The following is a 13,907-nucleotide window of genomic DNA, read 5'->3' as shown; positions in this document are numbered from 1 at the left end:
CATCATCACAGCACGTTGCATTATATTTTATGCCGGCCCCTGTAAAATTGCTGAGTTATGGTTGCTTGCAGGGCAGTCATCAGAACTGGCTGAAGGGATCCATGAGTATTGCAGCCACGCTACTGTCACCTATGTACCTTATTACCCGCGGCAAACTCTGGCGGAAAGCTGTCGTTTTCAGCGGTATTATGGCATGGATGTGGTCAGCTTTAATGACGGGCAGTATTTCGCACCCGCCGGCAGAGTTGTTTCGCGGCTTCACGAATCGCCGTTGCCGGAGGAGCCTGATGAGGATGATATTGATATTGTTCAAACAATCTGGTCAGACTGGCGAGATCGTTTGCTATAGCCTCCGGCACTTTATGCTTACAGTATTCATAGAATTGTCCCGGACTGCGGTTCTCCCTTCGCAGATTAAATTTTTGTTCCAGTTTCTCAACCGCGCCAAGATAGTACTTCTTTTCTCTGGCAATGTGACTTCGTTGCCATCCCGGTACAAAATAAATAACCAGCAGCGCACCTGTGAACAAGAGCAGGCCGGCGGCAAATAAGCTGAGCTTTAACGGCGTTATACCATTTAAAATACGGTCTAGAATGTCCGTTTGTTTATCGTTGTTATAGCCTAAAAACCAGCGGCTCCAGAGAAAATCCATTTGTGCACTCATGTTGCGCAATGCATCGAAGAACGCTAGCTGGCTGATACCGTTTAGCGGGTGATCGCCCTGAATTTCTGTCGAGAATCTTGCTGCCTGCTCAAAACCGTCGAAAATTCGTGAAGGCGCAACCATGGTTGTCGGATCGTAGCTTTGCCAGCTCACCCCGTCGGTTTTTGCTTCTACCCAGGCGTGAGCGTCGTACTGATACACATTGACGGTTTCATCATTGATAGGTGTGCCACCCTGATAACCTGTCACAATGCGGGCGGGTATACCGGCAAGCCGCAGTGCAAACGTCATCGCACTCGCATAATGAGCACAAAACCCCTGTTGATGGTCAAACAGGAAACTGTCTACCGGATCATTAAGCATGGGCGGTGGTGTTAGCGTGTAACTGAAAGGCTTGTCATTAAAATAACGCATCAGTGCTGAAACAAATGCACGGTTATCAGGATGCATCTCTCTGAGCCCGTGTACCCATTCCCTGGTTTTCTCATTACCTCTTTCCGGCACTTGCAGGTTCAGCGTATTGTCCAGCGCCGCATTCCCCTGACTTCGCGGGGAGTCAGGGTAGGAGGCAACATAATAAGCATAGCGGCTGAACAGTGGCTGTCTTGATGTTAGCTGGTATTGCCAGCCCTGCCACAATTCCCGTTGACTGGCTGCACTGTCCGGTACAGCTGTGTCTAATGCAAATAACCAGGATTTTTTGGTGGGTTCGGCAATGACTTCATAGCGGACAGGCTCACCGCTGAGGGCCGGCCGGAACGGCTTATTCATATACCGCAATTGGGTTTCTGCGTATTGCCTTGTTTCACTGACTGACCACGATTTTCCGTCAAAATGTTCCAGCGTCAGTGCACGCCAGTAAAGCTGTTCTCTGACCGGAACAGGCGTTGAGAATGTGGCACTGAATGCCAGCTTTTCAGACTGTGCGAGATTGGCAATGTCACCCGGCGTAATGGTTTCTGCCAGCCCGGTTTCTGTGGATTTGCCTTCCGGCATTTTCCATAAAGGGGGAAGCCGGGGCATAAACACAAACAAAATAACAGCAAGAGGCAACGCCTGAAAGAACAGAATAAAGGTTTTCTTTTGTCTGAATTGTCTGGTTGACGACGGTGTGTGAGCAGACAACAGAATATACAGTAAGAACAGAAACAGGATGCCGTAAAATAAGGTACGGGCCAGCGACTGATAGAAAATGAAACCGCAGGCCAGCAGGAATATGGCGCAGATAAAAAGTTGATAGAAATCCCGTCGCTTACTTAACAACATTAATTTTAGCGCACAGGCCAGCAGCAGCAGGTTAACCATAATATGCAGGAAATCCATACCGTCACTGGTGGTGATCAGTGCTGTTCCCGCCAGCAGGGCAAGTAAGTTGACCATACGCTTTCCGGGCATATGGTTGTACCAGCCGAGAAACAAAAATCCTCTGACAATGCCGGCACATAAACAAAGCAGTAGTACCCACAAATGAATATCGCTGAACAGGGAGGCTGCCAGCACCACAAAGAAAACGGAAGTCAGCATACTTTCACGGTTCCCCGCAATCGGCAGGCTTACAGGCATCATGACGGTGTGTCCTGACGGAAAAGGGCCAGAGCTTTTAAACAGGCCTGTTTGTGCTGTTGTCCGCAGCCCGGCTGAATAACCAGATTATCCAGTTTCAGGCCAAATTGTGTGCCGGTTGCTGACAGCTGAGTGACCTGCCAGCTCAGCACCGACAGCGCCGTCTCTGTATCCGTGCGTAACTGATGGATATCCAGATAGCCGCTGACCGGCTGTTGATCGGTGAAAATCTTATTTACACGGTCACCGCCTTTGGCGACCCGTTTCCATGCAACGCGGTTTAACGGCTCTCCGCTCTGCCAGGGCTGCAGTGCAAAGAAGTCATCGGTGCCATTTTGCACCTGCTTGCCGGTACCGCTGCGGGCATACCATTGAGACAGATCGGCGTGCTCGGGCTTTTTCTGCGGATAGACTAACAGCGTCTGATTAAAATCAGGATGGGTCCAGCATTTCACCAGTCCGAGGGGAAAAGAGGAGGTGACGGTCACTCTGGGCAATCTCATGATGCCCCGTTTATCTGCCTGTATTGCCAGAAGATGAGATTTTTTTTCCTGTTCGAGATCCAACGTGCTGCGGTCAATATCACCGTACCATCTTATTTCCATCAGTCCCCGCAGAGATTTCCCTTCAGCGGCGTTAAAGTCTACTGTCATAAATCCATTTTCGCCGGCGAACACCGGCTTTAGCTCCCTTGCTGACAATCGTATCCCTGAGATATTTTTGTAGGCAGTGAACAAAGTGATAAGGAAAAGGCTTAACAGAAACTGACAAAGAAAAAGCAGAAGATTATTCTGATAGTTAACCGCAAGCAGAAACAGACAGGCGGTCATCATCAAGTAAAACCAGCCGAAGGTACCCGGGAAGATGAAGATATTACCATGATGTAACTGATGAACAGTGTCCGGCGGCATTCTCTTAGCCAGCCATTTTAACGACCATGCTCCGAAAGTTTTCCTCATCATCCGCTTTTCAGGCTGCCAGCGGGTCCACACTGTTCAGCAACCGCTTACTCAGTGTATTTTCTTCGATGGATTCGTGATGAGTACCCCGTAATCTGTGTTCCGCCACAGCGGCAAAAATAGCCTGAACATCTTCAGGGACGATGTAGTCGCGGTCGTGAATGAATGCCCAGGCTTTTGCTGCGTTTAACAGGGCACGGCTTGCCCTGGGGGAGAGGGGTTGCGGATAACCACTTTGTTCCCGGCTCTGATTTACCAGGTTAAGCACGTATTCCAGTACGGCTTCACTGCAATGCACATCGTTGACCTGCTGCTGATAGCGGAGCAGTGAGCGGGGATCAATTTTTTCCGCCAGCGGACCTTGTTCTCTGCCACCTTGCTGCTGCAACATGGCTTTTTCCGCTTCTCTTGAAGGGTATCCCAGAGATATACGCATGAGGAAACGGTCCAGCTGTGACTCCGGCAAGGGATACGTTCCGCTCTGATAGCCCGGGTTTTGAGTGGCAATAACAAAAAAGGGGGAGGGCAGCGGATAAGTGGTGCCGTCGACGCTGACCTGGTTTTCTTCCATGGCTTCAAGCAGCGCACTTTGTGTTTTCGGTGACGCGCGGTTAATTTCATCTGCCAGGATCAGTTCGTTGAATACCGGACCGGGGTGAAACCTGAATTCGTGCTGCTGCTGATCGAACACGTTCACCCCCAGCATATCTGCGGGCAGTAAGTCTGACGTGAACTGAATACGGGAATAAGACAAGCCGAATACATTTGCCAGCGCATGAGACAAAGTGGTTTTGCCCATGCCCGGTAAGTCTTCAATCAATAAGTGACCTTTTGCCAGCAGGCAGGTTACAGCCAGCTTCAGCTGTTGAGGCTTGCCAATAATATGCCCTGACAGTGCGTCTGTGATCGTCTGAAATTCTGTTCGCATGGGGTTTTCCCGCAACCGGTTTGTCCTTATTTATACATGCTAGCAATTCTGAAGGGAATTGCTGTTATCCTGTTGATACCTGAGTATAGACACGGTGTCTGCGCCGGGGGATATAAATTACCTGAGTGAACCTGATTTAGTGCTGTTATCAATATCCTTGTTGTCTATAATGGACCGGTTTATTAAGGAAGTACCATATGAAAATCATTGAAATTGATGATGAGCTGTATACGTTTATAGCAAGTCAGACAAAACACATCGGCGAAAATGCGTCGGACATTCTGCGTCGTTTACTGCTGGGTGATGCTGAAAGTAACGAAGTAAAAGCAGCACCTGTAAAGGCGGCTCCCGCGGTGAAAAAAGCGGCTCCTGTTAAAGCCCGTCAAACGAAAACACCGTCACAGTCAACAACAGTTTCTGCTCCCCTTGCTGTAGAGCACGGCAGCGGAGATATTGAAGCCAGACTCACCAGTGCTGCACTGGCGCAGTACACCAAACGGGTTGATCTGTTTCTGTTTATTCTGTCTGAACTTCATGATTTGCACAGCGATGCCTTTGCAAATGTTGAACAAATTAAGGGTAAAAATCGTATTTACTTCGCAACCAGCAAAGATGCGTTGCTGAGTACGGGAAGCAGTACTAACCCTAAATCTATTCCTGACTCACCCTATTGGGTAGTAACAAATAACAACACTGCTAAGAAAGTAGCGATGTTGGAACAGGTAATGAAAACACTGGGATACAGCGACGAAGCCACGCAAACGGTTATCGCTAAATTTGCTTAATACCCCTGGTTAGCAAGACGCTCACTTTAATAAAGGACGAAAAATGGCATTACATCCGCAGGCAGGAGAACCCGCAGCTCCGGAGCAACTGATTAATGTTGCAGAACTTATCACCCAATATTTTACCTATGTCCCTGATGCTGACTCGCCGGCAGAAGCTGTCAGTTTTGGTACATCAGGTCACAGGGGCACAGCAGCAAATACAACGTTCACAGACACGCACATTGCCGCAATTTGCCAGGCGTTAGCAGAGTACCGTCAGTCAGAAGGCATCGACGGACCGCTGTATATTGGTAAAGATACCCATGCATTGTCAGAACCGGCAATGATCACTGCGATTGAAGTGTTAAGTGCCAACGGTGTTGATGTAGTGATCCAACAGGCGGACAACGCCAGCCGGGGCTACACGCCCACGCCGGTTATTTCCCGCACCATTATTCGTTATAACCGTGGACGTTCTGCGAACTTAGCTGATGGTATTGTCATTACGCCTTCTCACAATCCGCCTTCTGACGGTGGCTTCAAATACAACCCGCCCCATGGCGGACCCGCTGATGGCGATGTGACCTCTGTCATTCAAAAACGTGCGAATGCACTTATCGCTGCGGGCAATAAAGACGTGAAGCGAATGAACGTGCAACAGGCACGGGCGGAAGGGAAGTTTGTGGAAGCGGATTTCATGGAAGCTTACATAGACGATCTCGCTGAAGTTGTGGATATGGAAGCGATTGCAAAAGCCGGGCTCAAACTCGGTACCGATCCCTTAGGCGGAGCGGGAGTCGGTTACTGGGAGCGTATCAGCGAAAAATATGGCCTTGATATCACAGTTGTGAACGACAAGGTTGATCCTCAGTTTGGCTTCATGCGTCGTGACAAAGATGGCAAGCTGAGAATGGACTGTTCTTCTGCCTATGCAATGGCCGGTCTTATCGATCTGAAAGACAAATTTGACCTCGCCTGGGGTAACGATCCTGACTTCGACAGACACGGTATTGTTTGTCCTGCTGCAGGCCTTATGAACCCTAATCACTATCTGGCCGTAGCTATCAATTATCTGTACAGCCACCGCCCTGACTGGCCGGAAAGCCTGAAAGTAGGTAAAACTCTGGTATCCAGCTCAATGATTGACAGAGTCACCGCGAACCTGGGTCGTGAACTGGCAGAAATGCCGGTGGGCTTTAAGTGGTTTGTTGGTGGATTATCCGACGGTGAAATCGCCTTCGCAGGCGAGGAAAGTGCCGGCGGTATTTTCCTGCAGCGCAACGGTCAAACCTGGGCCACGGATAAAGACGGTTTTATTATGTGTCTGCTGGCAGCAGAAATACTTGCTGTCACCGGTAAAGATCCCGGTGAGCATTATGAAGCTCTGACTGAGAAATTCGGTTCGCCTGTGTATCAGCGGGTCGACGTTACTGCAAGCCTGGAAGAGAAAGCGAAACTGTCCGCCATGGATGCGTCTGTGGTGACCAGCGACTCCCTCGCCGGTGAGTCAATTACTTCAGTGCAAACTCATGCTCCCGGCAATAATGCTGCCATCGGGGGAGTGAAGGTATCCACTGAAAACGGATGGTTTGCCGCACGACCTTCCGGTACTGAACAAATTTATAAAATTTACGCAGAGAGTTTTAATGGTGAAAGTCACTTACAATCTCTCATCAAAGAAGCGGAAGAACTGGTAGCAAAAATTATTAAATAAACGCGAATGTTTAAATTTGATGTTTAAAGTGTGAATTTATTGTTAAAGAATGGGGTGTATTTTTAAATGCAGCCCATTTTTTTTGAAAATTAACAAACATTTTACAAAAAATCGTTTTTAACGCTGCTATATTGCTGCCATATCGATATTTTATTGTGTAATTTAATTACAGTGTAAGGCTAATTTGTAGCCAGTTTACATCGCCATAGTAAAGTGAGAACTGATATGAACGCGAAAACCACTAAAGCGAAAACGGTTGCCCCTGTGGCCGTCAGCGCCGGTAGTAAAAACGAATTTAAATCAGCTGTTATCCGTCACCTGCATTGCACGCTGGGAACAGATGAAAACAAAGCGAACAATCACGCCTGGTGGAAGGCGACTTGTGCTGCTATGCAGGAACAGGTGCTTGAGGGTTTACGTAAAACCCAGAAAACCCATTACTTAAACGATACACGTGCTGTTCATTATTTCTCTGCAGAATTCCTGATGGGCCGTTTACTCTCCAACAATCTGCAGAATTTTGGTTTGTATGATGTTGCCAATGAAGCGCTGAAAGAGTTAGGCGTAGAACTTGCCGATGTGATGGAAGAAGAGCCTGACATGGCACTGGGTAATGGTGGCCTGGGCCGTCTCGCTGCTTGCTTTATCGACTCTCTTGCGACCATGGAATTACCGGCAATCGGTTACGGTATTCATTACGAGCACGGCCTGTTCCGTCAGGAGATTCAAAACGGCGCACAGATTGAGCGTCCGGACAGTTGGCGTGACTTCGGCAACCCATGGGAAATATGTCGTCCTGAATCGATTCAGCAAGTGTCTTTATATGGCTATGTTGAAACTAAGTACGGTGACAATGGCCGCATTCAAAAAGAATGGCACCCGGGTTCAATTGTAAAAGGTGTACCGTGGGATATCCCGGTTGTGGGCTACGGCGGTAATACCGTTAACGTACTGCGTCTGTGGAAGAGTGAATCATCTCATTACTTCAACTGGGACGTATTTAATGCCGGTGGTTATGTGGATGCCCAACGTGAGAACGTACAGGCAGAAACCATTTCGAAAGTGCTTTACCCCAACGATGAAACAGAAGCGGGTAAAGAACTGCGTCTTATCCAGCAGTATTTCTTCTGCTCATGCTCGCTAAAAGACATCATCCGCCGTTACAAGCGTGCCCACGGTGATGACTGGAGCCGTTTTGTTGATCAGGTCGTTATTCAGCTTAACGATACCCATCCGGCTATCGCGATCCCTGAATTAATGCGTATCTTAGTTGACCGTGCAGAGCTTGACTGGGATACCGCCTGGGGCATTTGTACTAAAGTGTTTGCTTATACAAACCACACTCTGTTGCCGGAAGCGCTGGAAAAATGGCCTGCACGCATGATCGAGAAGATCCTGCCCCGTCACCTTGAAATCATTTACGAAATCAACCATCGCTTTATGGCTGAGGTTGACAAGAAGTGGCCGGGTGACAATGCGAAAAAAGCGAAATTGTCCATTATCGAAGAAGGTAATGAGAAGATGGTTCGCATGGGTAATTTGTCTGTTATTGCCTCGTTCGCCGTTAACGGTGTAGCTGAAATTCACTCTAAGCTGGTGAAAAAGAACCTGTTCCCTGAGTTTGATGCGCTGTGGCCGGGTAAACTGACTAACGTGACCAACGGTATTACACCACGTCGCTGGTTGAAAGCCTGCAACCCTGCGTTATCTAACCTTATCGATAAAAAAATCGGTGAAGACTGGCCGCTGGATCTGAAAAAGCTGGATGGTTTGTCTAAGTATGCTGACAACAAAACATTCCAGAAACAGTTCATGAAAGTGAAGCTGGAAAATAAGAAGCTGCTGGCACAGGAAATCAAGCAATCGCTGGACATCGATGTGGATGTGAATGCTATCTTCGACGTGCAAATTAAACGTCTGCACGAGTACAAGCGTCAGCATCTGAATCTGCTTCATATCATGGCGCTGTACCGTCGTTTGCTGGAAAATCCGGATTACGACATGCACCCGCGTGTATTTATTTTCGGTGCGAAAGCAGCGCCCGGTTACAAACTGGCGAAAGACATCATCTACGCTATCAACAAAGTGGCTGATAAGATCAACAACGACCCGCGGGTAAACGGCAAGCTCAAAGTGGTATTCCTGCCGAATTACCGCGTATCTTTAGCTGAGAAAATGATTCCGGCTTCTGACTTATCAGAGCAAATCAGTACTGCAGGTAAAGAAGCATCCGGTACCGGTAATATGAAGCTGGCTCTGAACGGTGCTCTGACTATTGGTACGCTGGACGGCGCCAATATCGAGATCGCCGAAGAAGTGGGTGACGATAATATATTCATTTTTGGTCTCACCGTTGATGAAGTGCATGAGCTGAAAGAAAAAGGCTATAAGCCGCTGGATTATTATTACCGTGATCCTGAAATCAAAGCGGTACTGGACTGGCTGGAGACTGATTACTTTACTCCGGGCAAGCCGGGTGCCTTAGTGTCCATCAAACAAAGCTTGCTGGATCACGGCGACCCGTACATGGTACTGGCTGATTTCCGTGCTTACTCCGACGCGCAGATCCTGGTGGATGAGGCGTACCGTGACAAAGAGCGCTGGGCGAAAATGGCCATTATCAATACAGCGAAGATGGGGAAATTCACTTCAGACCGTTCAATTAATGATTATGTTGAGCGTATCTGGAAGCTTTCATCCTGTTCTGTAAAGTAAATTTATAGTACGAACAACGAAAGCCCGGGATCTGAAAAGATGCCGGGCTTTTTTGTTTTAACGGTCTGGCCTGCTCAGCAGGCGGCTGCGGCCTTACGCTTTCTGGTGAAAAATGATGCGGGCAGGTTACTTACCAGTGTGCCGGCTAATATCATCACCAGGGCAACAGACAGGCCAGTTGTCCATTGTTCATTGAACATGGGCACAGCCAGCGTACTGGCAAATACCGGTACCAGTGCCATTAAGCCACCCATTTTGGTTGCGCCGAGAATATGCACGGCGCGGGCATACAAAACCATTTGAACGGTTGTAGCCATGACACCCTGATAAAAAGCCTGCAGGCCCAGCATTTCAAAACTTTGCTGCGCAATATTATGTGGCAGAAACAGAATGTATACCGGCACGAACAGTATTGTCGTGGTCGCAATGATACCCAGCGTGGCGTGCCACGGCGCAAACTGCCACCGTCTCAGCAATACCGTAAAAATTCCCCAGAACAAGCAGGCAATGACAAAACTCATATCGCCGGACAAGTAGTGACTGTCTGCGAGCAACGTTTCAGTCAGCAAAGCAATAATTCCGGTACTGCTTAGTGCAATACCGATTTGTGATGATAGACGATGTCTCTCATTTGCGATGAAATAGGCAAGTACTGCAATCATGACAGGCATTAACCCGGGTAGCAGTAATGCGGCGTGGGTGGCCGGTGCCAGGGAGAAACCGGTGAACACCGATACGCCGTATGCGACGCCGCCAATCGCGCCGAGCACAAACATACGCCACTGGAATATTACCTTGCGGTGCTTGTAAATGAACGGAGAGAACAGCAGGCAAGCTGTACCGAAGCGCACCATCAGCATATCCGGCACTGCCATAGATGATACGGCTCCTGCTTTACTGATGAGTATGAATCCTGTCCATATCAGGACGGCAGCAAGGGCATAACCTAACCCTTTCAGTGTGTTCTGGCTGGCGCTGTTTTGCGCTGTCATGGTAGTTCTCCGTGGAGCAATTTTCCGGTATCAGGCAATCATTGCCTCAACCCTTGTGCAAAAGTATAAGGGATTACTTGTTTCATTAATAATGAATAAATGAGAAGATTTCTTTCATATTAATTGAATGACAAGGTTTGCTGATGGACATTTCAGATCTGGTGGTGTTTAAGGCTGTTGTGGAGCACAAGGGCGTCAGCCGGGCGGCAGAATCTCTTCACCGGGTACCGTCCAACGTCACGGCAAGGTTAAAGAAACTGGAAGGGGAGCTGAATGTAGATTTGTTTCTGCGGGAAGGGAACCGTTTAACAGTAACTTCTGCTGGTCTCAGATTGTTGGATTACACCGGCAAGATATTACAACTTCAGAAACAGGCCATCGCTGAATTAACCCTTGCAGAGCCGGGCGGTTTATTGCGGCTCGGTTCAATGGAAAGCAGTGCCGCTTCCCGTTTACCCGGTATTCTTGCACGTTTTCATCGTCAGTATGATGCGGTACAACTTGAGTTGACAGCCAATGCATCGATGCCGCTGGTGGAGAAAGTACTCAGCGGTGAACTTGACCTGGTGATGGCATCGGATCCGCCTGACGATCCAAGGCTGGAACGGGTGAAGTGCTTTGAAGAAGAGTTGGTGCTCATCTTGCCCCGTGAGTGGGAAAGCAACTCTGCATTGCCGGAGATCTTGACCATGGTTGGCTACAGCCGTGGCTGCTCGTATCGCCACCGGTTGGAAAAATGGCTCGCCAGACATAATCACATTTGCGAAAGAGTCACAGAAATCCCCAGTCACTTCACCATGATTGGCTGTGTTATCGCCGGAATGGGACTTGCCATGGTGCCCCGTTCGGTACTGGCACTGCATCAAACTGAAGGGCTAACATTGAAAACGGTAGATGAAGATATTGCCTTTGCACCAACCTATCTGGTGTACAGAAAAGACAATCCATCCAGCGCCATTTCTGCGTTTATAGATTGTGCACTAGCCGCGCCCGGTGCGGTAAACTAACCATTCCATTATTTCCCCTTCATTTTTATCGAATGCAAACACCAGTCTGGCAGGCTGGTTAATAAAGGACTTTCGTCAATTGCAAAATAAACCGGTTAACACAGAGCTTTATGCTCATACACTTCTTGTTGTCGTCACGCTATTAGCAGCCTCCGGCTGGTTATTTTCAAAATTTGTTATTTCTGCCATGACACCCATGTTTTTCCTGGCTATACGATTTGTCATTTCGGGTCTGATGGTCGGAGGATTGAAGCCCCGTCAAGTGTTGAGTACCTCCGTGCGGAAGCGCAGGCGGGCACTGATGACAGGATGTTTGCTGGGCGTGCAAACCGCAGTTTGGGGAGCGGGTCTGTTATTGTCTGAAGGATTGGGGGGCAGGCGCATTTTTGCTTAGCCTGAGTTTTCTTCTCATACCGGTGACGGGATTATTTTTTGGTTACCGTGCCAGAAGGCACATATGGATTTCTGTAGCAATTGCGGTGCCGGGGCTGAGCTTTCTTGCGTTGAGAAACGGCTTTGTACTCGTGCCTTCTGATATTTTGTTTCTGGTTTCAGCTGTACTTTATGCACTGTATTTTAACGTTAATGGCAAATATTGCTCAGATATACCACCCGTCACACAAACGTGCTTTCAACTTATTTTAGCCGGCACAACTTGCTTTATCGCCTATCTGGTCACCGAGCAGAGTGCGACACAATCCGTCACAGAAGTGTGGCAATGGCTGGTGTTAAGCATTGTGCTTGCTACCTGCCTGCGTTTTTTCTTTTTATTGAAAGCACAGAGCATGTCTCCGGAAGGGCAGGGAGCGATAGTGATGACCCTCGAACCGGTTTGGGTAGCTATTCTCAGTGCCTGGTGGCTCAATGAGTCGTTAAATACAATGGCTTTAACAGGTATGGCAATTATATTTCTTGCGCTCGTCGTCAATGCGATTGGCAGCCTGCTAGCGGGCAGGAAGCAAAAACTTGCTGCTTTGGGACAACCCCCGATTGTTTGAATAAGTAAACTCAGCCAAAGAGTAAAATAAGTCAAATACAGTGGAAGAAGTGTTTTATACTAAAATTTAAGCATTTACGTCTATCTAACTTGGTAAACACACCATTTGTCTGATTAAATGTTCATGTACTTTCTTATATATGCGTCAATACAAAAGAATGGTTGCGGGACTGGCTCCCGCATGTTTTTATAGATAAATAATAATAAAAGAAAATTTCAGTGACCGGATTGCCTCCTTATATGAGCCGTCTACATCAAAGTTTGGCGACAATTCCAAACCGCTATGCCTTTATCGATACCATAGAGCAATGTGCGGAAAAACATAAGCATGTCTCCCTGATGCTTATCGATGTGGTGCGTTTTTCCGACGTGACCACCAGTCTTGGTATCAATGTCGCAGACCAGTTTTTGCTGGAAATCGCGAACCGGATCATTTTGCTCTTTGATGAACCCTTGGGTTTCGGCCGCATCAGCGGTGATGTTTTCGGTATCGTTTTTCCTGACAAAATCAAACAGAAAGAACTACGTGCTACGTTTGAGCATATCGTCGAACACTTCAAAACCCCTATGCATCACGGCAATCATGCTTTTATTGCTGATTTTAATGTCGGGGCGGTCAGTGGTAAGCAGGAGAAGTTCGATATTACTGCGTTTGTTTCCCGTGCAGAGGCTGCCCTCAAGCAGGCGAAAGAAAATAAGTATGAAAACTTCCATGTTATGTCCATGGATGAAAAGGCGGAGACAGGACGCAGTCTTGCACTGAAAGCCGATCTCAAGCGGGCACTGCAACAAAATGAGCTGGAGTTGTATTTCCAGCCTCAGGTCGATCTGAATACGCTGCAAATTACCGGTGCAGAATGTCTGTTACGCTGGAATCATCCGCTGGATGGTGTGTTGTTTCCGGGCCCGCTGATTGAAGCCGCAGAATCCTACAACATGATGAATGAACTGGCTTACTGGACCTTCGAGCAGGCATTTCAGAACATGGTGAAACTGGATGCGCAGGGCCTGAATGTTTCATTGTCGGTGAACATTTCGCCGACACAGCTGTACGACAGTAAACTCATTCCCGCGCTGGTCCGTCTCAGAGATAAATACACACTGGATCTCAGCCGTTTTGAACTGGAATTGACAGAAGACGTTGCCCTGTCGAACTCATTGATGGTGAAAAAGCAACTGCATGAGCTGGGTGCGCTGGGTATTGGCATTGCGGTGGATGATTTCGGAAAAGGCTATTCCAACCTGGCGTTTATCCGGGAACTGAACATTGATGCTCTCAAAATTGATAAGTCTTTTGTGATGGAACTGGGGGATAACCCGGTGAACCGTGCCATTATTGAAGCGGCTAAAATTATCGGCAAAGCAAAAAATTGCCAGGTGATTGCAGAAGGGGTGGAAACAACGGAACAGCTGCATACCTTAAGAGAAATAGGCATTCTGACAGGCCAGGGATATCTGTTTTCCCGAGCTGTACCGCTTAATGAATTTATCAGTCTTGCCCACCAGGATATTATGATTGGTGACTCTCCTTTACGCAGGATGCTGGTATAAACCGGTCATGTTTGGCTTTTTAGCTGCACAATAGATAGAATCCTGCGGT

At 48.0% G+C, this 13,907-nt stretch carries 11 protein-coding genes; 7 read left to right on the top strand and 4 right to left on the bottom strand.

Annotation, left to right across the window (positions count from 1 at the left end; all coding sequences use genetic code 11):
- Positions 1-209: 209 nt before the first annotated feature.
- The 3 genes from ACXAGC_RS11385 to ACXAGC_RS11375 are packed head-to-tail and all read right to left on the bottom strand — an operon-like array spanning position 210 to position 4,115.
- Complete coding sequence (locus ACXAGC_RS11385; RefSeq protein WP_474844489.1) at positions 210-2,231, bottom strand: transglutaminase TgpA family protein; 2,022 nt, start codon at positions 2,229-2,231, stop codon at positions 210-212.
- On the bottom strand, positions 2,228-3,190 hold the full coding sequence (locus ACXAGC_RS11380; protein ID WP_474844488.1) for a DUF58 domain-containing protein: 963 nt from the start codon (positions 3,188-3,190) through the stop codon (positions 2,228-2,230). The genes ACXAGC_RS11385 and ACXAGC_RS11380 overlap by 4 nt, the downstream gene beginning before the upstream one ends.
- 7 nt (positions 3,191-3,197) lie before the next feature.
- Positions 3,198-4,115: an AAA family ATPase gene (locus ACXAGC_RS11375; protein WP_303574130.1), complete on the bottom strand. Its 918-nt coding sequence runs from the start codon at positions 4,113-4,115 to the stop codon at positions 3,198-3,200.
- Between the two features lie 197 nt (positions 4,116-4,312).
- Between ACXAGC_RS11375 and seqA the strand changes: the two genes are divergently transcribed.
- The 3 genes from seqA to ACXAGC_RS11360 all read left to right on the top strand — a co-directional run bounded on the left by seqA (position 4,313) and on the right by ACXAGC_RS11360 (position 9,311).
- The gene (seqA, locus tag ACXAGC_RS11370) at positions 4,313-4,900 is read left to right on the top strand and encodes a replication initiation negative regulator SeqA (RefSeq protein ID WP_119501736.1); all 588 of its coding nucleotides are present in this window, start codon (positions 4,313-4,315) and stop codon (positions 4,898-4,900) included.
- A 43-nt stretch (positions 4,901-4,943) separates the two neighbouring features.
- The gene (gene pgm / locus ACXAGC_RS11365; protein WP_474844487.1) at positions 4,944-6,596 is read left to right on the top strand and encodes a phosphoglucomutase (alpha-D-glucose-1,6-bisphosphate-dependent); all 1,653 of its coding nucleotides are present in this window, start codon (positions 4,944-4,946) and stop codon (positions 6,594-6,596) included.
- 225 nt (positions 6,597-6,821) lie between these two features.
- Complete coding sequence (locus tag ACXAGC_RS11360; protein ID WP_303574127.1) at positions 6,822-9,311, top strand: glycogen/starch/alpha-glucan phosphorylase; 2,490 nt, start codon at positions 6,822-6,824, stop codon at positions 9,309-9,311.
- A gap of 74 nt (positions 9,312-9,385) precedes the next feature.
- On the opposite strand, the gene ACXAGC_RS11355 is transcribed toward ACXAGC_RS11360, so the two are convergent.
- The gene (locus ACXAGC_RS11355; RefSeq protein ID WP_474844486.1) at positions 9,386-10,303 is read right to left on the bottom strand and encodes a DMT family transporter; all 918 of its coding nucleotides are present in this window, start codon (positions 10,301-10,303) and stop codon (positions 9,386-9,388) included.
- A 143-nt stretch (positions 10,304-10,446) separates the two neighbouring features.
- Between ACXAGC_RS11355 and ACXAGC_RS11350 the strand changes: the two genes are divergently transcribed.
- The 4 genes from ACXAGC_RS11350 to ACXAGC_RS11335 all read left to right on the top strand — a co-directional run bounded on the left by ACXAGC_RS11350 (position 10,447) and on the right by ACXAGC_RS11335 (position 13,858).
- A complete protein-coding gene (locus ACXAGC_RS11350; RefSeq protein ID WP_474844485.1) occupies positions 10,447-11,310 on the top strand; it encodes a LysR substrate-binding domain-containing protein in 864 nt (287 codons plus the stop codon).
- Between the two features lie 79 nt (positions 11,311-11,389).
- Positions 11,390-11,704, top strand: a complete 315-nt coding sequence (locus tag ACXAGC_RS11345) for a hypothetical protein (RefSeq protein ID WP_474844484.1) — start codon at positions 11,390-11,392, stop codon at positions 11,702-11,704.
- Positions 11,697-12,308, top strand: coding sequence for a DMT family transporter (locus ACXAGC_RS11340; RefSeq protein WP_474844483.1), 612 nt, complete (start codon positions 11,697-11,699; stop codon positions 12,306-12,308). The genes ACXAGC_RS11345 and ACXAGC_RS11340 overlap by 8 nt, the downstream gene beginning before the upstream one ends.
- Positions 12,309-12,547: 239 nt before the next feature.
- Entirely contained in the window at positions 12,548-13,858 is a 1,311-nt protein-coding gene (locus ACXAGC_RS11335) for a putative bifunctional diguanylate cyclase/phosphodiesterase (protein WP_474844482.1), read from the top strand.
- The last annotated feature ends 49 nt before the right edge of the window (positions 13,859-13,907 follow it).

The organism is Alteromonas sp. AWJ4_197, assembly GCF_056160285.1.
This window is presented reverse-complemented; position numbering and strand designations above follow the sequence as displayed.

Excerpts from the sequence above, each read along its gene's own strand:
- pgm (WP_474844487.1), top strand. The coding sequence starts at position 4,944 with ATGGCATTACATCCGCAGGCAGGAGAACCCGCAGCTCCGGAGCAACTG.
- seqA (WP_119501736.1), top strand. The coding sequence starts at position 4,313 with ATGAAAATCATTGAAATTGATGATGAGCTGTATACGTTTATAGCAAGT.
- ACXAGC_RS11380 (WP_474844488.1), bottom strand. The coding sequence starts at position 3,190 with ATGATGAGGAAAACTTTCGGAGCATGGTCGTTAAAATGGCTGGCTAAG.
- ACXAGC_RS11355 (WP_474844486.1), bottom strand. The coding sequence starts at position 10,303 with ATGACAGCGCAAAACAGCGCCAGCCAGAACACACTGAAAGGGTTAGGT.
- ACXAGC_RS11360 (WP_303574127.1), top strand. The coding sequence starts at position 6,822 with ATGAACGCGAAAACCACTAAAGCGAAAACGGTTGCCCCTGTGGCCGTC.
- ACXAGC_RS11385 (WP_474844489.1), bottom strand. The coding sequence starts at position 2,231 with ATGATGCCTGTAAGCCTGCCGATTGCGGGGAACCGTGAAAGTATGCTG.
- ACXAGC_RS11335 (WP_474844482.1), top strand. The coding sequence starts at position 12,548 with ATGAGCCGTCTACATCAAAGTTTGGCGACAATTCCAAACCGCTATGCC.
- ACXAGC_RS11350 (WP_474844485.1), top strand. The coding sequence starts at position 10,447 with ATGGACATTTCAGATCTGGTGGTGTTTAAGGCTGTTGTGGAGCACAAG.
- ACXAGC_RS11375 (WP_303574130.1), bottom strand. The coding sequence starts at position 4,115 with ATGCGAACAGAATTTCAGACGATCACAGACGCACTGTCAGGGCATATT.